Genomic DNA, 22,077 nt, shown 5'->3' on the forward strand with positions numbered 1-22,077 from the left:
TTTATTCATCCGCCTTTAATTCAAATATTAAATCTCTTATTTCCATTGCTTTTTCAAAGTCTAGATCTTTAGCTGCTTGACGCATTAAGGTATCTAGGCGTTTAAGTTCTTTTTCTTTTTGTTTCTTATCTAGTTTGAGGTTATCTAGATCTTTATCTGTGATAACACCTTTAATAGATATATCATCACGAATGTCTTTGACTACTTGAGTTGGTGTAACATGGTGCGTCTCATTATATTTTGTTTGAATACTACGACGACGATTCGTTTCATCAATTGCTTTTTGCATCGATTCTGAAATAGTATCTGCATACATAATGACTGTCCCATCAATGTTTCTAGCAGCTCTACCAATGGTTTGAATTAAGGAACGTTCACTACGTAAAAACCCTTGCTTATCAGCATCTAATATAGCAACTAAACCTACCTCAGGTAAGTCTAGACCTTCTCTTAAGAGGTTAATACCAATTAAGACATCATATTTACCAAGTCTTAGTGCTCTTAAGATAGTCGTTCTTTCTAACGATTTTACTTCACTATGTAGATAAGCTACTTTTAAGCCCAACTCTTTAAAGTGTCTTGTTAAGTCTTCACTCATCTTAATCGTTAAGGTTGTAACAAGTACGCGCTGATTTTTTTCAATTCTCTTTTTGATTTCAAAGTATAAATCATCAATTTGACCAACAGTAGGTTTAATTGTTATTTCAGGGTCAAGTAAGTAGGTAGGTCTAATAATTTGTTCTACAATCGGTAGATTTCTTTCTAACTCATATGGCCCTGGTGTTGCAGATAGGTAAATCACTTTATCTTGACGTGCTTGGAACTCATCAAATTGAAGCGGTCTATTATCAAGTGCCGAAGGTAATCTAAACCCAAAGTTCACTAGGTTTTCTTTACGACTTCTATCACCAAAGTACATACCTCTTACCTGAGGGATTGTAACGTGCGATTCATCAATGACCATTAAGTAGTCATCCCCGAAAAAATCTATGAGTGTAGCAGGCGTTTCACCTGCTTCACGTAATGCAATATGTCTTGAGTAGTTTTCAATACCGGATGTGAATCCAATTTCTTCAAGCATTTCAATATCGTATTTGGTACGCATTTCAATACGTTGAGCTTCTAGTAGTTGGTTATTACCTTGGAAGAAATGTATTTGATCAGCTAATTCATTTTTAATACGACGAATACTTTCCTTCATTTTATCTTTATTCGCCATAAAGAGTGTTGCAGGGAATATCGTTACAAACGTCGTGCGTTCTTTTGACACACCTGTTAAAGGATCAAATAGAATAATATCATCGATTTCATCACCAAAGAATGATACTCGAATACCTTGGCTAGCTTCATTAGCTAGTATGATTTCAATGGCATCTCCTCTAACTCTAAAGCTACCTCGCTTAAAGTCAATATCATTTCGTTCATAGGTTAATTCAATCAGTTTATTTAATAAATTATTACGACCATATTCTTCGCCTACTCTTAAAAAGATAGTAGCTTTTTTATAGTCATCAGGATCCCCAATACCGTAGATACAAGAAACGGATGCTACAACAATGACGTCTTCTCTAGTTAGTAAAGATGCCACTGCAGAGTGGCGTAATTCATCGATTTCATCGTTAATGGATGAGTCTTTTTCAATATAAGTATCACTAGATACTACATAAGCTTCTGGTTGAAAGTAATCATAATATGAAATAAAGTATTCTACTCTGTTTTCAGGAAATAGTGATTTTAACTCACCATAAAGTTGACCTGCTAATGTTTTATTATGAGCAAGTACTAAGGTTTTCTTCCCCATCTTTTCAATAATATTAGCAATCGTAAATGTTTTACCTGTACCTGTAGCACCCAAAAGAATTTGTTCTTTTGTTCCAGATTCAAAATTAGATATTAATTTATCTATAGCTTCTGGTTGGTCTCCACTTGGTTTATAGGGTGATTTTAGTTTAAACAATGCTGTCACTTCCTTTGATGATTTATGATACTTTAAATATATATCTATATTTAGTCAATTTTAACATTTTTATGCATAAATAACAAGTGTAACTATTGACCACCCGTTATAAAATACACATGTTGTTTTTGATAATTTAATGTGGGTGTTTAGGTCTAGCCTAGTTCTTTATGAACTAGTTTATCCTTATTTTATTTTAGAAATAATATCATGTGAAGAAAGATATCCTGTCGAGAGCGCAATTGTAATGTTATATCCACCAATGGGCCCATGTAAGTCTGTTGTTTCACCTATGAAGTATAGATTTGGATGCGTTTTAACTTCCATAGACTTTGGATCTAGTACTTTAAGATCAATACCGCCTTTATTCACATAAGCTCTTAGTTTATCTTCTACACTGTCAATAACAAACTCATACTTAGTAAATGAGTTACTAATATACATTAAATCCTTCTTCTTCATTTCTGCAATTTTAATAGAGATAATATTTTTTAGTGCTAATACAACTTCAACAATTCTTTTACTTGTATAGTCTTCTAACACTTTATGTAATAGCTTATTTTTGTTTTCTATTAAGATGTTATATAATTCTTCTTCAGTTTTATTGATGAACCCAAAGGTTATAGTAGATTTTCCAATCTCCACAATATCTTCATAAATAAACTCAGAAAGATGCATAATAACTGGTCCACTTAAACCCACATGGGTAAATAACAGATCACCTACATAGGCTATTTTAGTGTTCTTAATCGCGACACGCACTTGGGTAATTGATGTGCCACGTAAGAGTTTAAAATCCTCTACAACTTGTTTAGAGTAGATAGATGTTTCAGCTGGTGTAAATGCTTTATAAGGTATCCCTAAATGTTCAGCAAATTTAAGTCCATCACCACTGCTACCTACTTGTGGATAACTATTTGATCCAGTAGCAACTATGACAAACTTCCCATGAAATACAGTATGGTTTGTAGTGATCTCATAGTAGTCTTCTAACTTTTCTATTTTTTTAACTGATTGACCAAACTTAATATGATCTTTATGAATGGTATGTGTTAATACTTCTAAAACATCTGAACTCTTTCCTGTTTCTGGAAAATACTTAAAGTTATTTTCTAGAATTAATTCCAAGCCATTTTCTTTAAAAAAAGCTAAAATTTCTAGTGGCCCGAATTGTTTTAATGCTGGATAAATAAACTTTTTATTTTGGATTGTTAGGGTATCGATAAAATCTCTAATATTTAAATTATTGGTTACATTACAACGCTTACCACCAGTTAATAAAACCTTTTTACCCACTTGTTCATTTTTTTCTAGTAAGACGTAGTTTATTTTTGCTTTTTCTAATTGGTTTGCGGCCATTAATCCTGCTGGTCCACCACCAATAATGATTACATCATATGTCATATATTTTGTTTCCTTAATCTATCATTTAATATGTCTATTATACACTATAGCTGTAAGTAAAAAGTGCATCAGCGGAAACTGATGCACTTATTTAAAATTACTTATTAAATATGCTAATTACTTTTGGTAAGTCTTTTTTTCTACCAAATATAAAGATTTCATCTAATGGTCTTAAAATAGAATCTTTATTAGGAACTAATATTTTGTTATTACGTTCTATAAGTAAAATGTTACTGCCATACATACTTCTTAAATCAAGTTCTGTAATCGGTGTTGGTTCAAAATCTTCTGGGATATTTATCTCAAAAACATCAAAATCATTTTTGATGTTAAAATAATCAACCACATTACCAAGGGCTATACGGTTTGCTACTCGTTCACTTGCAATACCTAGTGGACTTACAACATCTGTAGCTCCAACAAGTTTTAAGATAGATGCATAATCTTCTTCATCTGCTCTTGCTGTGATTTGCTTTACACCTAGTTCTTTTAGCTTGATGATTGTAATAATACTTGCAGTTAAGTTATTTCTTTCGTTTTGTCCAAAAGCAACAATTGCATGGTCCACATTAGAAATACCACTTGCTTTAAGTGCTTCTTCGTCTGTGGAATCACAAACAAAAACATTTGAAATGACTTCACTTGCCTTTTTAACTGAGTCTTTGTTATTATCAATTGCTATGAGTTCAACATTCAGTTTACTAAAACTATCTACTAGGTTTAAGCCAAATCGGCTTAAACCAATGATACCTATTATTTTTTTCATAAATTTGTCATCCTATCATCATTTTTTCTTCAATATATTCGATACTGTCCATACCTTTTTTATACCATTGGGTATTAAAAATGCTAATGATTGTTATCGGTCCAACTCTACCTATAAACATGACTATACTCAAGACTATTTTAGAAGCATTTGACAATGTAGGTGTTAGATTCATGGATAACCCGACGTTAGCGAATGCTGATATGACTTCAAATATTGCTTTTTCTAAATCAATATTTTCCATCATTATTATCAGTGATGTAGCTACCAAAACAATCATAATCGCAGTAGTTAATAAAATGCTAGCTTTATGCCTAGTTTCATCAGTAATTAAACGGTTATGTGTCGTCGTAGTTTTTCCTTTAGCATAACTTGTCGTACTTTTAAACAGTGCATATAGTGTCGTAGTCTTAATCCCACCACCTGTGGAGGATGGAGATGCTCCGATAAACATTAAAACCATTAGAATAAGTGCTGTTAAGGAAGATATGGTACCCATATTGATTGTTGTAAAACCTGCAGTTCTAGCTGTTACACTTAAGAAAAAGGCTTCTAATACATTTAAGTTTTTACCATCTACTTTACTTAGTAGGAAAAACCCAAAACCTAAACTCCATAACACTAAATTGACCTTAAGTACAATTTTTGAGTGTATCATCAATTTCTTATACGATTTCTTAGTTAATATATCATTTAACACAATAAACCCTAGACCACCAAGCATAATTAAGATTGCAGTACTTAAATTAAGCAATACATGTCCATTATAACCTTGAAGACTTTGATCACCTAAAATATCAAACCCAGCATTATTAAAACTTGATACCGCATGAAATAAACTGAGTCCTATTGCATCAACAAGCTCATATTGTGGAACAAAGACAATCATATTGGCTATAAAGCCAAAACTTTCAATGACGAGTGTAAAGATAATAATCTTTTTAACTAATTTAACCATACCCGATAAACTGGTTTGGTTAAAACTTTCTTTGATTAATATTCTGTTTGATAAACCTATTTTTGCTCCAATTAGATACATGACAAAAACTGATATGGTGATTACACTTAATCCACCGATTTGAATAAGTATACCTAATACGACTTTACCAAATGGACTAAGTAGCGTGGATAAGTTTGCCACTGGTGATAATCCAGTAATAGTCACAGCAGATGTTGAAATAAAAAGTGCATCTACAAAACTCAAATGTCCCTGTGCCTGTTTTGATATCGGTAGTATGAGTAAAATACCACCTATTAATATAATAGATAGAAACGATAAAACAATTATGATGTATGGTGAAATTTTCTTCATTATTATAATCATCTTTCTCATATTAAAACTGTAGTCTTTACAGTAACATATTTAATTATACCCTTAATTAGATAATATTGCTCAATTTTTGGTAATCGTAATCACTGAATCTCGTTCAAATGTACACATTAAAAAGACTTATATTCTGCAACTTATTCCCATAAACATGAATCTTATTCTTATTTATTGATTTCAAAAGAAATTGATTTATAATATTTCTTGCGTATTGGTTTTTATGACCAGTGAAAGGATTTATTAAATAACATGAAATACCTATTAGACTTACTCAACTCTGACATGATAAAGCCTGAAGCCTATCAGTCTTTATCAAAAAGTTGGTTTCACTACTTATCTTTAGTTATTACGATATTAGTGATCATTAAACTTACTAAAACATTTAAAACTGCTGATGATATAAAATTAAAACGAATGCTACTTGTTTTTGGAATTGTGATGTTAATATTAGAAATTTATAAACAAATCATCTTTACTTACCAAGTAAATGCTTACCAGTGGTATGCCTTTCCATTCCAGTTTTGTTCAACGCCCATGTATTTATTTGTTATCTACGGACTTAATAAGAACAAAAAAGTGGATCAATACTTATTATCATTTCTAGCAACTTATAGTACCTTTGCAGGTATTGCAGTCATGCTATACCCTGCAGATGTCTTTATAGAAACAATTGGAATCAATATTCAAACCATAGTACATCACGGCCTTATGGCTGCAGTAGGATTTAGTTTACTTCTAACTAAAGCAAAGATATCCTTTAAATACTTCTTAAAGGGTAGTGCAGTATTCTCAGTACTAATGGTTATAGCGATGATCATGAACTGGGTGTTTAATATGCAAGGCATTGATGCAACATTTAATATGTTCTTTATCAATGAAAGATTTGGTTCTCATTTACCTATCTTAATGGATATTGAACCACTGGTACCGCATCTAGCATTCTTAGCCATATACCTCTTTGGGTTTAGTTTTGTTGCAAGTATTATCTTCATGATAGGTTATCTATTTAGAACTATCATTTATAAAGAAAAATATAAATTAATCGATCTATTTCAATAAAGTAGTGATCCCAAAGAATTTGGGTTTGCTACTTTTATTATTTATTGCATACATTTCATGTTTTTTACCTTCTTAATATATACTATGTGATATACTATGTGTATAGGAGGCATTTCATGAAAAATAGAGTTGTTATTGTAGGTACTGGTTTTGTAGGCATGAGCTATGCTTATGCACTTTTAAACCAAGGAACTTTAGAAGAAATTATATTAGTAGATATTGATTCAAGAAAAGCCGAAGGTGAGGCAATGGATTTAAACCATGGGCTAGCGTTTGCACCAAGAAAGATGCTCATTCGTTCTGGTACATATGAAGATTGTAAGGATGCTAAACTAGTTGTTATTACAGCAGGCGTTAATCAAAAAGATGGAGAAACAAGAATTGATCTTTTAAACAGAAATGCTAAGATTATGCAGTCTGTTGTAAAAGAGATTATGAAACATGGTTTTAACGGCATCTTTTTAGTTGCAACAAACCCGGTGGATATCTTAACCTATATTGTATGGAAATCCTCTGGATTACCATCAAATAGAGTCATTGGTAGTGGTACTTCTCTTGATACTGCAAGACTTCGTTATGAGATATCTCAATACATCAACATTGATGTTCGAAACATCCATGCATATATCTTAGGTGAACATGGAGATTCTGAGTTTGTTTGTTGGTCAAATGCCTTTGTTGGCGTTAAACCTTTAAAAGATGTTATAGACTCCATGCCTGCACAAATAAAGTTTTCTGATTTAGATAAGATTTACCTTGACGTAAAAAATTCAGCCTATGAAATTATCCAAAGAAAAAGAGCCACTTATTATGGTATTGGTATGGCCTTAGTACGTATAACAAAGGCTATTTTCAATAATGAAAACAGAATTCTACCCATATCAGTATTTAACGATGATGACTATGATATTGATAATCTCTATATTGGCTTACCAGCTGTATTAAATGAAAATGGGGTAGACCATGTAGTAAAACTTAATTTAAATGATGAAGAGTTAAAATCACTTAAAAAATCTTCAAGTATATTAAAACATAGTATAGATTCCATCACTTTAGAATAGACAAAGGATAAGCCTTCTAAGGCTTATCCTTTATTTTTCATAACTTCTAATATAGGTTTTAGATCACGAAATAATTCTAATGGAAATATACTAGTATCTAAATATAATGCGAAGTTCTTTCTTATATAGTGCATGTACTCTTTAGCATTTTTTAGATAACTGTAAGAAAGTTCATAATCATCAATTACTGATGCAATCATTAAATTTTCAAATACACTTACAATCAGATCGTTATATACTGGAGTTGGTGGATTTAGTAAGTCAATTTCTTCCCTAATATAATCATCTATTTTAGATAAATACTCAAATAAAGATTTTTTTGACATAAATACATCTTGACTACTTTTAAGTAGTTCAATAAGTAATTTATCCATTTTTACCTTATCTTTTATCATGTAATCTGGATAATTGTCTTTATCATCCTTAGCTTTAACTCTAATGCCATCTAAATATTTTAGAAGTTCATTCTTTAATTCATTTTTCATATACACTTCTTTCTACCAAAAAGAAAGACGCCATCACATGATGGCGTCCATTAGATAAGTTTATCTTATGTATCCATCATTCAAGCATTAGCACCTTACTTAGTTTTGCAGGTTGCTGAAGGGTCATAGAGCTTGTCTCTAACCTTCTCTTTATGGTAGTTTTATTTTAACTTAAATTAATTAATTGTCAACTATAATATTCAAATAATAATAACTTTATCTAAGTAATGATGATTCAATTGATAGTGTATAATCAATTAAAAACTGATCGACATCTAAATTAAACCCGTGTCTAATTAAGTCTTTATATGCTTCATGTGCATAGGTAGAATGAATTACAAGTGAATTCATAAGTGCTTTATAAAGGTATGAATCGCGCATTTTATAATCATGTTTTACATGATATAAAAATGCGTGATAAGTCTCCAGACTGGTTTCATAGTTTTTGACATTGATATAGATAAAATATGCTTCGAATTTCTTAAGTATTTGTTCATAAATATCAAAATCAATCGTTTCTTGCTGGGTCATAAAACTTAAGAATTTATCCATAAGCATGATATAGAAGAATAACGATAGATTAGAATTATAGTCAATGAGCATTTGACCAAACTTCTTAGGATCAATTATGTTATCTTCTTTAAAATAACTATGGTAGATAAACTTAATTAAGTGGACAATTAAATTCTCTGTACCAAGTGATTTAAGTGATTCTAAAATCACTTGGTAGTGTATTTTAAATTCGTCTTTAGTAATCTTGTTAATTAAGTACTCAAACTCTAATTTAAATGCTTCTACCATGAGTGTTTCTATTTTGTTATCGGATTTATATTTTAAGATAAGTTCATAAATAGGACCAATATCCATGAAGTGATACATGTGCACTCTAATAGCAAATCTATTCACACCAGTATCCGACTTATCAAAGTGAATCATATAGGTCATGAATTGACCCATACCCGTATCTAATCTATCTAATAGTCTTGAAAAGATAGTAAAGTTAACTTTTGACCCATTTTTAATTTGTCTAAGATATGTTCTTTCTGAAATGATACCTTCACATAGATCAGCTATTGTATAGCCTTTGGCAATTCTTAATTCATCTAATAATTTATAATAACTACCATATTTTTCCATGTTTAAGCATCCCTTCATACATCGTATTTTGTTGATACAAACCTTTTTTTAAATAGTTTTTAAAGATTATCATATCTTCTTTAGTTACATCTAACTTATGCGGAATTGCTCCCTTTTCAAATACACTTAAATAAGAACTGATGTAACTAAATATGATAAAGTCATTTTCTAAGTTCTTTTCTTTTTGGAATTGATAAAGTATTCTAAATATTTTATGATCAAATACTGTACCTCTAAATTTAGTATGATAATCTAGTGCTCCAACGACTATTTTTTCTAAACGGTTTAATTCTTCATCATCTAATTTGTCAAGCAAGGTAAATGATAAGATACCTGTTACATGAATGATTGTTTTAGATATTTCTGTATACGAGTAATAATGTCTAAAACTTGGATCAAATATTACTTTATATATAAAGTTTCCAATTTGTCTTCTTTCACTATCACCTACTAAATAAACAAAACTATAAAGTATACCAGATATACCATCATCAATGATTCTACTTTCTAGTATGCTCTTTAAATCAAACTTTTGATGTAAATTTCTTAAAGATACTTCTTTAGATTGTTTATTTAATTTATAAAGCATAAGTTCTATAGTTGCAGGTACAGATTTAGCACCAAATATCGTTTTAAGTTCTTTACCCATTACACCTGGATAAAACTCATCATATGCTTTTTGATAGTTTTCTCTTAAGATCGTTAAGAAGAAACTGGACTCCATTGGAAATTGACCTTCAATACTATTGACAACATAAAGAGAAAACTCTAAAAAAGGTATGGAAAGCTTTTCTAGTAATTTATTTAAATCATAAAAAGAAATACTTGCTTCATCATTTAATAATCTCGTATAGGTCTTTCTTGACATTATACCTTGAACTAAATCTTGTATCTTAATCTTGTGATTCGCTCTAATCGAATCTAGTGTTTTCATAATGTCTATACTTTCAAACATATATCCCCCTAACCTTTATAGAAAGAAAAGAACCTCTTTTTAATAAAAGTATATGTGCAAAAAATAGTATTCTGGATGTTATAAGCGTCATGATATATGAATATTGTATCACGTTAAGACAATTTATGAAAATAATACCTAACATTTACATAAATATATGGGCTATAAAAAAATAGTATGCCACCTTAAAACTCTCCCCTGACTAACTTGATTCTCCCAAGTTGACCCGACTTTTAAGGTGGCATACTATATCCTCTTTTTACTTCTTTATTTGAAAGAAGCGACTTCCTACTTTTTAAGTGCTATATGTCCCCTATACCCTTTAATCGTAAGAATTAGTTAATATAATTAACTGAAGGATTCCTGATTACAAGATTCCTCACTATTATTGTAGCACCTACATTTAAGTAATCATATGACAAAACTGTCCCAAATCCTTTTATAAAGGTAAATTGTAATGGTTTTTTCCTCATTAATCAAAAAGATGCCGTTATTATCAGCATCTCTTTGATTAATATAATGTTATTAGATATATTTAGTACATGAGTTCTTGAATTGGAGGTTTTGGACCGCCTCCGCCTCCGCCACCACTACTCTTTAGATAAGTGAATTCTCTTTGATATACGCGGTAATTGTTTGTAATAAAGAAATTCATTTCATATTCAACGTAGATTTCAAATCTATAAATTTTACCATGTATCAAATCAGGAACTAATATTTGTTGAACAGAACCACTTAGATTATATTCATAAATCAATGTAGAGTTGTTAAATACTCGAAGTATACCAGATTTATAATTTTGTTTATTTGTAGCATCTGTGATGTCAACCTTATACCCGGTACTGTAGTTAGATGGATATAAGGTTTGAGTTGGAGCATTTGAAAGATCTGCATTTTTAATTCTAAATGGAGTTCTGACTAAATTAAATCCAGCATAATATCTAATACCTGTATATCGATTTTCATAATATCTTTCGGTATATCCACTTGAAAAGATGAATTTATTTGGATTACTGTTATGTGCACGATATTGTTTATCAAATAAATTATTAATTTCACTATACATTTGTGATTCATTAAGTAAATTTATTCTACCTTTTACTTGTACATATTTATCGGGATCTCTGGTGAAATTAGTCACGCCGTAACTACTGCTAATATTTCTGTAGATGACATCTGTATCAGCAAATGTGATTGCCATACCACGATGTTTGTTGGCAATAAATCCTTCTTGCTCAACATAATTTTCACTCCATGATATTGTGTTAGTGTTTATATTATGTTCAATCAAGTAATCAAAACGGATATTTTTTCCCATATTATATGGATTCAGGAGTGCTGTTAAGAATGCAGTTATATTATCTAAAATTAATGCATATTGCTCGGCTGCATATTGAGCCTCTTGTCCCATCATCCAATAGATAGCGGCAAAAGCAAGTTTACCTAAAGGATGTTGGGTGATTAGTGTCTCTGGTAAACTTAATATTTGGGAAACCAATGTATCAATAATCAAGTTACCTAAATTTTTACCAGTACTTGAGACTAGTTCACCTAAAGATTTGTGCGAAAAATCTTGTACCGTTTCTACTCCAATGCCTTTTACTAATTCTACTATAAATTTTGTATATGGATCCTCAATATTTTCTGTATCATAAATGGAATCTGCTATAGCATCGATGACATTATCCATCGTCACCTCTACTGATGCCATCACCATATTTTCGTCTAAGAAAATTTGAACCACAGGCGCTAATTTATCCAACTTCTTAGTTAAAATTAGTTCGATTGAATAGCCAATTGCTTTTTCGTAGTATGATTGAGCATTATTTTGTTGTTCAATCATGAGTTCATCCATAGCTGTCTCATAAGCAAGTAAGAGTAAAATAAGTTCTGATGTCAATTTGGCATCATATTTTACAAATAAAGACTTGTAGAAATGAAAAATCTTATTTTTAATTTCTAACATAGGCACAAATTGTAAAGGTAAGGCAATTGCAGCATTTTTGTAATAAGGATCTGTTGCCATATCTTCTAAATTGATTTCCCATGTGGCAGCACTATAGTCACCATCGACAAATACATCGCCATTCAGGTCGACTTCAGTTATATTCCCATTACTATCACGGTTTACACCATCATAGGCATGAGCATTATTTGCTGTTAGTATAGTTGCAGATAAAGCAACTACTAAAAGCAGCATGATTTTTTTCATGTCTTATCCTCCTATTATTTTTTTACATGAGTCTACAACATTAATTACCCCAATTAATTTACATTTGATGTCGTAGTTCGGTTTAATTTTAATCCTTTTTATATTCTTAGAAAACGTCATATATGTCGCATATAATTCTTTTGTGTTACTCAAAAAAAAACCACAAATGAGGATATTCATATTTGTGGTTTTCAATATCAATTTATAAGTTACTTAATATATTTCTAGCATATACTTCATAACCCTTAGGGTTAAGATGTATACCATCATAAGTGTAGTTCGTATTTAGGTAGCCTTCGCTATCTAATAAATCATCAAATTGGTGTAAATATGTCATATCATTTGATTTGGCGTAGTTCATGACTTTAAAGTTTATAGACTTTAATTCACCATTGGTTCGGCCACCAATGTAGATCTTCTTATAAAGTGGGTGCTGCGTACTAACTACTGGCGTTGTAGATAAGTAGTACAACTTAGCAGATGGAAATTTTGATTTCAATACGTCTAGTACTTTAATAATATTTTCATAAGCCTCTGCTACACTAGCTTCTAGTAAGACAAGATCATTTGAACCTATAGATATAAATATGGATTTAGGGTTTATCTTACCTAAGATAACGTCTAGGTTATCTAGTATAAGTTTTGTAGTAGCACCAGCTACACCACGATTAAGTGCATTTAACGTAGGCAAATACCTTTTTAAATTAAAGAACTCAATCATAGAGTCTCCAATAAAGATTACATCTTGATTAAAGAGATTTACCACATTATCTTTACTATAAGTATTTAAGACTTTAGATGAAGTCTTTTCTATCATTTGTTGTAAGCCTTTAAGCTCTTGATGTGTTAATTTCATATAAAGTGCTCCTCACATAAATGGACTACTGTAATTATAACATTTAAGCTGTTTTTAATAGATTTAGTGCTTAATTATGTTATACTTACAATAAATAGTAACCTAAAAAACGGAGGTATCACTAGATGAAAGACTATTTATTAGACGAAACATCCTTTATATTGCAATTTAACAGAATCCCTTGTAATTCAGAATCAGATATCCTAAGTTCCAGACCATTTGGGCTTGTCTTAAGACGTTATTTACAACATACTAAGAAATTAGAAAATCCAGATTTTAAATGGATATTAAAAATCAGACAAAGTGATTTAATATCTATTTATAAAGCACTACTTGTTTGGCCATATGAAGAAGTGGTACAAAGATTAGATGCTTTAAGTCATAGACTCAATAGATACCACTTCTTCTTATTTACAGAAGAGTTTTATAACTACTGGAGAAAGTTTGAACGTTATGGCTTTTTATCTAGAACAAGATTTGATGATGATAAGTCGATGAATAAACGTTTAATTAATACAACAGAAAGTTTTTCTAATTTAGTGCTTAATTTATATCGTACAGTGACTGAAAAAATATTAGATAGAAATTACCACTTACTTCGCCAACTACCTGCTGGTACACAAGCAAACCTTTCCTTAGTATCTAACCCATGGACTTATGATGCACCTTATACAAAGTTAACTGATAATAGATTTGTTACTGGCATTGTAATTACACCACCTTTAATGATTTATTCTAAATCCAATACAAGAACAGGCATTTTTAAAGAAGTCTTTAATAACCCCTTAAAAGATATTGAACTACACAAAAATGATTATGTAGTAGTTGCAATTAAAGTAGGACCTTTCTTAACTTATGCATATATTCATAACAAGTTTATGAAATATGCAGTCACCTTAGGATCACTATTTGAAATGGTATCCTTTCAAGAGTATAAAGATAAAAAGCCTGATCTCATCTATGTATATGGTATCAATGAATCTAAATATGATGGTACATATTACCACGATAAAGAAAATGACATCTATGCAGGCTTTGTAAGCATTGATGATAAAAATGACTATTTTGGTTATGTTAAGAAAATGTTATTAACCCTACATAACGTTAAAATGATACATGAAAAGAAATTACCAATTCATGGTGCTATGTTTAGACTACAACTTAAAGGTGGTAAGACTAAACATGTAGTCATTATTGGAGATAGTGGTGCTGGTAAATCAGAAACCATAGAATCCTTACGAGTCGTTGGTGAAGGTAAAGTTACTTCGATTGAAATCATCTATGATGATATGGGTACCTTTGACATTAAAGATGGTAAAATAGTAAGCTATGGTACTGAAATTGGGGCATTTGTAAGACTAGATGACCTGGACCAAGGCTATGCCTATAAACAAATCGATAGAGCGGTATTTTTAAACCCTAATAAGACAAATGCTAGAGTAGTATTACCTGCAGCTGATTATGAGTTTGTAATGAAGGATCATAAGGTAGATTTACTACTTTATGCAAATAACTATGATGAAACAAAATCCGGTTTAGAAATATTTGATGCATCAGATGATGCAGCTAAAATATTTGAAGATGGAAAGAGAATGGCAAAAGGTACTACAAGTGAAGTTGGTATGACTTCTACTTACTTTGCTAATCCATTTGGACCTGTACAACATGAAGAACTAACTAAATCATTAATTACTACCTACTTTAACAAGTTAAAAGACAACAATATCCCGGTAGGTGTAATTTATACTAAGTTAGCACTTGATGGCTATGAACAAAAAGGGCCACAAGAAGCAGCTCTCAAATTATTAGAATATTTAGTTAAATAATATTTATCCAATTCAAAACATCTGAAATACTCAGATGTTTTTTTATTAACTAGACTTTTATTTTATCTTTAACTTTTTTTAAGTTTAGGTATTAAGTGATTTAAAGTCTTTACAATACGTGTACCTTGCACATTCGTTCATACATGGTTATTAGTCCTTATAATAAAAAACATGGCGCAATGCTTGATGCGCCATGTTTAGTTATATAGTATTAATTTTTGTTTAATGCAGCGAGTGCAGCTGTATTTAGTAAATTCCAAGGTTTACTGTAATGTGGTTGGAAGAAAAAGTCTGCAAATGCTAGTTGTTCAATAGTCATCTTGTTTTGGATTGCTAAACTTAAGATATTCATTTGTGCAGTTAAATCATATTTAGATAAGATTTGACCACCAAGTAAACGCTTAGTATGTTTTTCATATACTAACTTTAATAATACATCATCATAACTTGGCATAAACTCTGGTCTATTATGATCATGGATAGTAATTGTTTCATATTCAATACCTGCTTGTTGTGCTACCCCTTCGGTTAAACCGGTAGATGAAATATTTAAATCATATATTTTAATACCAGATGTACCTTGTGTACCTACATAAGGTACATGTTGGTCAACAATATTTAAACCCACAAGTGTACCCATACGAACTGCATTTGTAGCTAGTGGTATATATCTAACTTCATCTGTTGGATTATAGATAATGTTTGCATTATCGCCACATGCAAACACATCAGGGTTTGATGTTTGCATGTATTCATTCGTAATTAAAGCGCCATTTGGCGTGGTTTCTAGTATACCTTTGTATAAAGTGTCATTTGGTTTGAAACCAATGCACATAATAACTAAATCTGTTTCATATGTAGCTTTATTTGTTTTAATGTGTGTTACTAGATCATTTGATGTTATAAAACTATCTACTTTTTCACCTAATGCTAATTTGACGCCATTATCAGTAAATGCTTTTTGTGCATGATAAGTAAACTCTTCATCTAAGTACTTAGGCATAATACGTTCTTCACCATCAATTAAGACTACTTCTTTACCTAAGAGTTCAAATGCTTCTGCAAGTTCAACACCAATATAACCTGCACCAACTACTACAATTTTTTGAGCATGTTTAGCTTGTTCAATAATTTCATTTGCTTGATTAAAGTTTTTAGATAGTAAGACATTACTTGAACTAATACCAGGGATTCTTGGGATAATAGGCCATGATCCTGTGGATAATACTAACTTATCAAATGAATCTACCGAGATTTCATTTGTAGTTAGATTTTTAACTGTAACAGTCTTTTTATCATAATCGATTGCTTCTACATTATATTCCATAAAGACATTAGCACCTAATTGTCTTAGTTCTTCTGGACTTGAATAAAATAATCCATTCACATCTTTTACAATACCACCAACATAAAGGGCGATACCACATGATAAGAAGGATACATTATCATTTCTTTCATATACATTTACTTCAATATCTTTGTTATGATTTAACATTGATTTTACTGCTGCTGTACCTGCGTGTGTACAACCTATAACAACAACTTTCATCGATATTACCTCTGACTTTCTTATTTTGAACTTTGTTATCTCGCTTAAGACAATTGCATTATAGGCCGTATATATAATGTATGGGATTTATTGCTTATGAAAACGTTTCACACAATTTAATTGTGGTTGTTTTGCGAGAATCTATCCTTGTGGAGCATTTTACTTTAAATATTAAAAAATAGTGTACAGCAAAAGAAAAAGAGATGCACACTTTTGAGCATCTCCACGATTCTTATAATATACTATTCTTCTTTTTTAGGTTTTGGACTAATCAAGTATTTTGAGTAGTCTTCTTTAGTCACTTGACGGCTTCTTGCAATAGCAAACCCGTTATCAGGAATGTCCTTAGTCACTGTTGAACCTGCTGCAATAAAGACATTGTCTCCAATTTTTATTGGTGCAATAAGGTTTGTATTGCATCCAATAAAGACATTGTCTCCTATTTCAGTTTTATGTTTTAACTTTCCGTCGTAGTTCACTGTAACAGAACCACAACCAAAGTTAACAGATTCACCAACAACTGAATCACCAATGTAAGCTAGGTGGCTTGCTTTTGTGTTGTGTCCTGTACTAGATTTTTTAACCTCTACGAAGTTACCAATTCTATTATGTGTACCAATATCAGCATGATCTCTTAAATGAGCAAATGGACCAACTGTTGTTCCTTCTCTAACGATACTATCATAAACAAGACTGTGTCTGACTACTACATGACTATCAATTCGTGAGTTATGTATTTCTGTATTAGGTCCTACAATTGCCCCTGCTTTAATTACTGTGTCCCCAGTAATTGTAGTATTGGGGTTAATTGTAACACCTGGTTCAATTATGACGTTATGTCCAATTGTAATGGTTTCTGGGTTAATCATTGATACCCCATTTAGCATATGATCTTTATTAATATATTCTCTTAAATACTTCTCAGCTTTGCTGATTGCATATAAGTCATTTACACCCATAGCTAAAGAGTTATTTTTGATCATATATGAACCTATCTTATAATCTTTTTTCATTAACTCTACCATATCTGTGATATAGTACTCACCTTTAGCGTTGTTGTTATTCAAGTTTTTTAATAAAGAAAAGAACTTTTTATTATTAACAATGTATATACCAGTATTGACTTCTTTAATTTCTTTTTCAAAGTCGTTAGCATCTTTTTCTTCAACAATACGTTGAATGACACCTTGTTCATTACGTACAATACGTCCATAACCTTCTGGATCTTCATAATGAGCTGTAACGATTGTAAAATCATTACCATTGTCTTCATGAACAGCAAACATTCTATCAATAGATTTATACCAGATGAGTGGCACATCACCAGGCATAATAAACGTATTACCATCTAGTTTAGATAATACTGGTGCAGCCATCATGGCTGCATGACCAGTACCTAGTTGTTCTTCTTGATAGACATACTTAGCACGGTCTTTAACAATACCTTCTACAACTTCTCTTTTATATCCTAATACAAGGTAGATTTCTTCTACACTTGATTTTTCAATATTTTCTACAATATACTCAATCATTGGTTTTCTTAGTATTGGAAAAGCAACTTTAGGTATATCTGATTTCATACGAGTGCCTTTACCAGCTGCAAGTACTAATGCATAATTTTTCATCCTTACAATCTCCCCAGATTTTGTATCTTAGTTACAAGTAGTCCCATGTACTTATCGAGTTCTAAGATATCTTGACAACTTATTGTAACACGAACTAAAGGTTCTGTACCACTAGGACGTACTAATAATAAAGAATCTTCTGATAGATTTCTTCTAACTTCTTCTACTAGTTTAATTATTTCGGGATGTTTGAGTACTTCTTTATCAACATTTTTGATGTTGACCATTTTTTGAGGATACATTTCTACTTCCTTTGTATAATCTTTTAGTGATGTTTTATGTTCTTCTAAGATCTTTAGTATATAAACACCTGCAAATAAACCATCACCTGAAGGCAGTAAGTCATTTATGATGATATGTCCTGAATTTTCTCCACCTATGCTTAAATCGTGATTCATAATTTCTTCAGATACATATTTATCTCCTACTGGAGTTTGAAGTACTTTGATACCTAATGTTTTAAATGCTTTAAGCATACCAGGATTACTCATTTGAGTTAAGACTACTGTATCTTTTTTAAGTTTTCCTTTAGATTTTAAGTACTTAGCTATGATGTAGACAATGTAGTCTCCATCAAATGTAGTACCATCCTTGTCTACAACTAAAAGACGATCCCCATCACCATCAAAAGATAGTCCAATGTCTGAACCGTTACTTTTAACTGCATTAATGATAGATTCTAAGTGAGTTGATCCTACATTTAAGTTAATGTTTAACCCATCTGGCCTGTTACCTATTTGATAGGTATGTGATGCAAAAGACTCTATTACTTTTTTAGAAATAAGATAGTTAGCTCCATTTGCAGAATCATAGGTTATTTTCATAGATGTTTTAGGAATATTTAAATCTTGATAGACATTTATATAAATATCTTCTACATCATGTGTTATTTCTATTGAACCTAGTTTCGTTGAAGATAAAACCTCATTATCATCAATGTAGGTTTCTAAATTAAGTTCTTCTTCATCAAGCATTTTATAACCTGATTTAATGACTTTAATACCATTATCAGTATATGGGTTATGAGATGCAGTGATCATAACTCCTATGATATCTTTCACTTTAGAGTAATAAGCAATCATAGGTGTTGAAACAACACCTGCAATTTTTACATTTACTCCAGCTAGTGCTGCACCGTATGCAACACCATATGCAAGCATGTTTGAAGATAGTCTAGTATCTTGACCAATGATGATTTCACTAGGACTAAACTTTTTAGCTATGGCTTGACCTAATTTAAACGCTAGTTTTGAATTTAATTTTTCAAAAGCGATACCGCGTATCCCATCGGTACCAAAATAATTATTTTTCATATTTATCACACCAATTCCGTTTCTTTAATAATGACCTATATCCTCTCTTTATTTTACTCCTATAATTAAATACTATTATTAAACTTACTACTGTAAAGTAAATAAAACCAAATATAATATAATTCTGCAAATTTGATAATCCGTAAAATAGTCCTCCACTAAATATAATTAGTAGAATATTTTTTTTCCATTTCACTTTGTAAAATTTTATCATATAAAGTTCAGTGATAATGTACCAAACGAATAAACTTATAACCGATGATACTGCAATTGCTTCTTTTGTTAGAAAGACGTAATAAAATATTAGGTTTAATATAATTGAAATAATTATTGATAATATAGCTATGTAGAAATAATGATTATTCTTGTTCAATACTTTAAAAAAATTATGTTTGATAGCGGTTATTGAAGAAGAAATCATCAATCCCGGCAATGCAATCATAAAAATCGTCAAAGATTCACTATATTCGGGTAGAAATTTTGGTATAATCCATTTTAGAGGGAAGTAGGCAGTAAGAGAAAACATGACAAAAATAACAATTAGTTGTATTAGTTTACTGTATGTCGTTTGAATATTTGACTTATCAACATTCTTTAGAATTGGATATATTACTATTGACACCGCAGAAACTAATGTGGTAATTATTGCTAGCATACTATATGCAAAAGAATAAACACTAAAGTCAACTAGGTCAAAAAATATTTCTACTATTTGTCTATCAACTGTTAACACAAGTGTTGATGTCAGATTAGCCAATAATAACGGTATTCCAATTTTAAACAAATTAAAATACTCTCTTTTTTTGATTAATATTGGGTGATCAGGTTTTACTATAATATTTCTGTAGGTATAAAAATATCCTATTAATATAATGAAATTAATAATTATCAAAAATAATATATATACCTTGTAATTGCTGATATTCATCAAAATCATAATAGCTATAATAACAATATTTAATAAAGATAATAAAAGAATGCGGTTTGAGTACTCTTTAAATCGAGATACTGCTTGTGATATCAATTGAAAGTAATTGATTAGGTTTATAATTGGAATGTAGATAAACAACATAATTAATAATATTAGATATTCGTTTTTAACTAATAATAATACTATTGTAACACCTATAAGTGATAACATAGTTTGAATTTTTATAAAAAATCTAGTATATATTCTAAACCTGTTTAAATCAAGTTCACTGTAATTTAAACCACCATATTCTAGATAGATACCATCTGCAAATCCGAAGTGGAATATACCCATGTAAGTAGCATACAATAAAAATATTTTGTAATATCCAAAATCTTCTACTCCAAGTAGTTTAGGTAATAAAAATGCAATAAGTATTGAACTAGTAAGTTTTATTATGTTACTGGAAGCAATTCTTAAAACAGCAGTTATTGTGGTGTCTTTACTCAAATCATTCACTCCAAAAATTCTTCTCTATTATATCAACTATTCTTTTTGAAGAAAAACCGTCTCCATAAGGATTATTGGATTGTGCCATTTTTTGATATTCATTGACATCAGTTAATAATAATTTAAAAGAATCATATATGTTTTTTTCTTCAGTTCCAACCAATTTTAAGGTACCAGCCTCAACTCCTTCAGGACGTTCTGTCGTCTCTCTCATTACTAATACTGGTTTACCTAATGATGGTGCTTCTTCCTGTATACCACCGCTATCTGTCAATATAAGATGTGAAGCATTCATTAAGTTATGAAAATCAACAACATCAAGTGGTTCTATTAATCTAATTCTCGCATTATTAGAAAAAATCTCATTTGCAAGATTTCTTACAATCGGATTAAGATGAATAGGATAAACAACTTTGATATCTTCAAATTCACTAACTATTCTATTAATTGCGTTAAACATATGCCTCATTGGCTCACCCAAGTTTTCTCTTCTGTGAGCAGTAATTAATATAAGTTTGGATCCTTTTGCCCAGTCAATTATAGGATGTTTATAATCCTGTTTTATTGTTGTTCTTAATGCGTCAATTGCCGTATTTCCCGTGACATAAATTGTACTTCTATCTATATTTTCTCTCATTAAATTCTGTAATGCATTTATTGTTGGTGCAAAGTTATACCTCGCAATTATCGAAACAGCCTGTCTATTAAACTCTTCTGGAAAAGGCGAGTAGATATTATTAGTTCTAAGTCCTGCTTCTACATGCCCTATTGCTATTTGGTTATAATATGCTGCTAATGCTGTTACAAATGTAGTGCTTGTATCACCATGAACTAAAACAAGATCAGGTTTTTCATAATCTAGTACTTCTTTAATCTTATCTAGTATATTAATGGTCACATCGAATAGAGTTTGATTTTCCTTCATTATGTGGAGATTGTAGTCTGGTTCAATACGAAAAGATTCAAGAACCTGATCAAGCATTTGTTTATGTTGACCTGTCACACATACTTTAGTAATAAAGTTATTCCTACTTTTCAATTCATTAACAAGAGGACACATTTTGATTGCTTCTGGTCTTGTACCAAAAACAACCATAATTTTTTTAGTCTTTATTCTCATTTTTA

18 protein-coding genes and 1 riboswitch are annotated in these 22,077 nt (G+C 30.7%); of the genes, 3 read left to right on the forward strand and 15 right to left on the reverse strand.

Annotated elements, in window-relative coordinates:
* Position 1: 1 nt before the first annotated feature.
* The 4 genes from uvrB to ACL_RS05075 all read right to left on the reverse strand — a co-directional run bounded on the left by uvrB (position 2) and on the right by ACL_RS05075 (position 5,439).
* Positions 2–1,966: an excinuclease ABC subunit UvrB gene (uvrB, locus tag ACL_RS05060; RefSeq protein WP_012242964.1), complete on the reverse strand. Its 1,965-nt coding sequence runs from the start codon at positions 1,964–1,966 to the stop codon at positions 2–4.
* Positions 1,967–2,143: 177 nt separating this feature from the next.
* Positions 2,144–3,361 carry a BaiN/RdsA family NAD(P)/FAD-dependent oxidoreductase gene (locus ACL_RS05065; RefSeq protein ID WP_012242965.1) on the reverse strand — a complete coding sequence of 406 codons (1,218 nt, stop codon included), beginning with the start codon at positions 3,359–3,361 and terminating at the stop codon, positions 2,144–2,146.
* Positions 3,362–3,458: 97 nt separating this feature from the next.
* The gene (locus tag ACL_RS05070; RefSeq protein WP_012242966.1) at positions 3,459–4,127 is read right to left on the reverse strand and encodes a potassium channel family protein; all 669 of its coding nucleotides are present in this window, start codon (positions 4,125–4,127) and stop codon (positions 3,459–3,461) included.
* A 7-nt stretch (positions 4,128–4,134) separates the two neighbouring features.
* Positions 4,135–5,439, reverse strand: a complete 1,305-nt coding sequence (locus ACL_RS05075) for a TrkH family potassium uptake protein (protein ID WP_049751961.1) — start codon at positions 5,437–5,439, stop codon at positions 4,135–4,137.
* 264 nt (positions 5,440–5,703) lie between these two features.
* Between ACL_RS05075 and ACL_RS05080 the strand changes: the two genes are divergently transcribed.
* Together ACL_RS05080 and ACL_RS05085 are read left to right on the forward strand one after the other, a co-directional pair.
* Complete coding sequence (locus ACL_RS05080) at positions 5,704–6,513, forward strand: YwaF family protein (RefSeq protein WP_012242968.1); 810 nt, start codon at positions 5,704–5,706, stop codon at positions 6,511–6,513.
* 116 nt (positions 6,514–6,629) lie between these two features.
* Positions 6,630–7,574: an L-lactate dehydrogenase gene (locus ACL_RS05085; RefSeq protein ID WP_012242969.1), complete on the forward strand. Its 945-nt coding sequence runs from the start codon at positions 6,630–6,632 to the stop codon at positions 7,572–7,574.
* A gap of 23 nt (positions 7,575–7,597) precedes the next feature.
* Here ACL_RS05085 and ACL_RS05090 read toward each other — a convergent pair whose 3' ends face one another.
* From ACL_RS05090 to ACL_RS05110, 6 genes are all read right to left on the reverse strand, one after another.
* A complete protein-coding gene (locus tag ACL_RS05090) occupies positions 7,598–8,059 on the reverse strand; it encodes a hypothetical protein (protein WP_012242970.1) in 462 nt (153 codons plus the stop codon).
* Positions 8,060–8,129: 70 nt separating this feature from the next.
* A riboswitch (SAM riboswitch) is annotated at positions 8,130–8,218 on the reverse strand.
* A gap of 57 nt (positions 8,219–8,275) precedes the next feature.
* Positions 8,276–9,196, reverse strand: a complete 921-nt coding sequence (locus ACL_RS05095; protein ID WP_012242971.1) for a transcriptional regulator — start codon at positions 9,194–9,196, stop codon at positions 8,276–8,278.
* A complete protein-coding gene (locus tag ACL_RS05100) occupies positions 9,180–10,151 on the reverse strand; it encodes a hypothetical protein (protein WP_012242972.1) in 972 nt (323 codons plus the stop codon). The genes ACL_RS05095 and ACL_RS05100 overlap by 17 nt, the downstream gene beginning before the upstream one ends.
* A gap of 535 nt (positions 10,152–10,686) precedes the next feature.
* Positions 10,687–12,363, reverse strand: coding sequence for a hypothetical protein (locus ACL_RS05105; RefSeq protein WP_012242973.1), 1,677 nt, complete (start codon positions 12,361–12,363; stop codon positions 10,687–10,689).
* 3 nt (positions 12,364–12,366) lie between these two features.
* On the reverse strand, positions 12,367–12,543 hold the full coding sequence (locus ACL_RS07600; protein ID WP_116000802.1) for a DUF1563 domain-containing protein: 177 nt from the start codon (positions 12,541–12,543) through the stop codon (positions 12,367–12,369).
* A 22-nt stretch (positions 12,544–12,565) separates the two neighbouring features.
* The gene (locus ACL_RS05110) at positions 12,566–13,219 is read right to left on the reverse strand and encodes a GDSL-type esterase/lipase family protein (RefSeq protein ID WP_012242974.1); all 654 of its coding nucleotides are present in this window, start codon (positions 13,217–13,219) and stop codon (positions 12,566–12,568) included.
* Between the two features lie 125 nt (positions 13,220–13,344).
* Here ACL_RS05110 and ACL_RS05115 point away from each other — a divergent pair, with 125 nt between their 5' ends.
* A complete protein-coding gene (locus ACL_RS05115; RefSeq protein WP_012242975.1) occupies positions 13,345–15,045 on the forward strand; it encodes a hypothetical protein in 1,701 nt (566 codons plus the stop codon).
* Between the two features lie 211 nt (positions 15,046–15,256).
* Here ACL_RS05115 and ACL_RS05120 read toward each other — a convergent pair whose 3' ends face one another.
* The 5 genes from ACL_RS05120 to wecB form a co-directional block, all read right to left on the reverse strand.
* Positions 15,257–16,594 (reverse strand): FAD-dependent oxidoreductase, encoded by a 1,338-nt coding sequence (locus ACL_RS05120; RefSeq protein ID WP_012242976.1) that lies wholly within the window; start codon positions 16,592–16,594, stop codon positions 15,257–15,259.
* Between the two features lie 242 nt (positions 16,595–16,836).
* Positions 16,837–18,219: a bifunctional UDP-N-acetylglucosamine diphosphorylase/glucosamine-1-phosphate N-acetyltransferase GlmU gene (gene glmU / locus ACL_RS05125; RefSeq protein ID WP_012242977.1), complete on the reverse strand. Its 1,383-nt coding sequence runs from the start codon at positions 18,217–18,219 to the stop codon at positions 16,837–16,839.
* 2 nt (positions 18,220–18,221) lie between these two features.
* The gene (locus ACL_RS05130) at positions 18,222–19,532 is read right to left on the reverse strand and encodes a phosphoglucosamine mutase (protein WP_012242978.1); all 1,311 of its coding nucleotides are present in this window, start codon (positions 19,530–19,532) and stop codon (positions 18,222–18,224) included.
* Positions 19,522–20,961, reverse strand: a complete 1,440-nt coding sequence (locus ACL_RS05135) for an MATE family efflux transporter (RefSeq protein ID WP_069586341.1) — start codon at positions 20,959–20,961, stop codon at positions 19,522–19,524. The genes ACL_RS05130 and ACL_RS05135 overlap by 11 nt, the downstream gene beginning before the upstream one ends.
* Entirely contained in the window at positions 20,954–22,072 is a 1,119-nt protein-coding gene (gene wecB / locus ACL_RS05140) for a non-hydrolyzing UDP-N-acetylglucosamine 2-epimerase (RefSeq protein WP_012242980.1), read from the reverse strand. The genes ACL_RS05135 and wecB overlap by 8 nt, the downstream gene beginning before the upstream one ends.
* Positions 22,073–22,077: the final 5 nt, after the last annotated feature.

The organism is Acholeplasma laidlawii PG-8A (genome assembly GCF_000018785.1).
GTDB classification, from domain to species: Bacteria; Bacillota_I; Bacilli_A; order Acholeplasmatales; family Acholeplasmataceae; genus Acholeplasma; species Acholeplasma laidlawii.